Here is a 672-nt window from a genome sequence, read left to right as displayed (position 1 = left end):
AGTAATAGCGTCTCTTACCGACTTCTCACAGCTTATCGCAGGTTAGTACGTCCTTCATCGCCTCTGACTGCCAAGGCATCCACCATGTACGCTTAGTCACTTAACCATACAACCCCAAGAAGTGTCGGTGAAACCGGCATACTTGTTGCTGCACAACTTTCTTCCCGAAGGAAGGTGACCAAAATAAATTTTGGTTTTCGCCAAGAAGTTTCCAAAGCACTTGTAACAAATGTTTGAGAACTACTTTTTAAATCAGCTTTCCAGATTGTTAAAGAGCAAACTTCATAAAGAAGTCAAAGACATACACTGAACATTTGTCCAATTCATGGCTTTTGCTTCTCGCAAAATTCAGTACAAGTATGGTGGAGCTATGCGGGATCGAACCGCAGACCTCCTGCGTGCAAAGCAGGCGCTCTCCCAGCTGAGCTATAGCCCCGTAATCGAAGTGGTGGGTCTGAGTGGACTCGAACCACCGACCTCACCCTTATCAGGGGTGCGCTCTAACCACCTGAGCTACAGACCCACTTCGTGTACTGTCTCTAAACTTGAATCAAGGCAATCTGTGTGAACACTCAACAACACGACATCTTAAGGTAAGGAGGTGATCCAACCCCAGGTTCCCCTAGGGTTACCTTGTTACGACTTCACCCCAGTCATGAATCACACCGTGGT

General features: G+C 46.9%; 2 tRNA genes and 2 rRNA genes. All 4 read right to left on the bottom strand.

The window, feature by feature from the left end:
• A 23S ribosomal RNA gene (locus tag ACEUCR_RS20055) occupies positions 1 to 106 on the bottom strand; the annotation flags it as partial.
• A 254-nt stretch (positions 107 to 360) separates the two neighbouring features.
• Positions 361 to 436 (bottom strand) — tRNA-Ala (locus ACEUCR_RS20050).
• 10 nt (positions 437 to 446) lie between these two features.
• A tRNA-Ile gene (locus tag ACEUCR_RS20045) sits at positions 447 to 523 on the bottom strand.
• A gap of 71 nt (positions 524 to 594) precedes the next feature.
• Positions 595 to 672, bottom strand: a 16S ribosomal RNA gene (locus ACEUCR_RS20040); the annotation flags it as partial.

This window comes from Aeromonas bivalvium (genome assembly GCF_046078285.1).
Taxonomy (GTDB): Bacteria; Pseudomonadota; Gammaproteobacteria; order Enterobacterales; family Aeromonadaceae; genus Aeromonas; species Aeromonas bivalvium.
The sequence above is the reverse complement of the archived record's forward strand: the minus strand, read 5'-3'. Positions and strand labels throughout refer to the sequence as shown.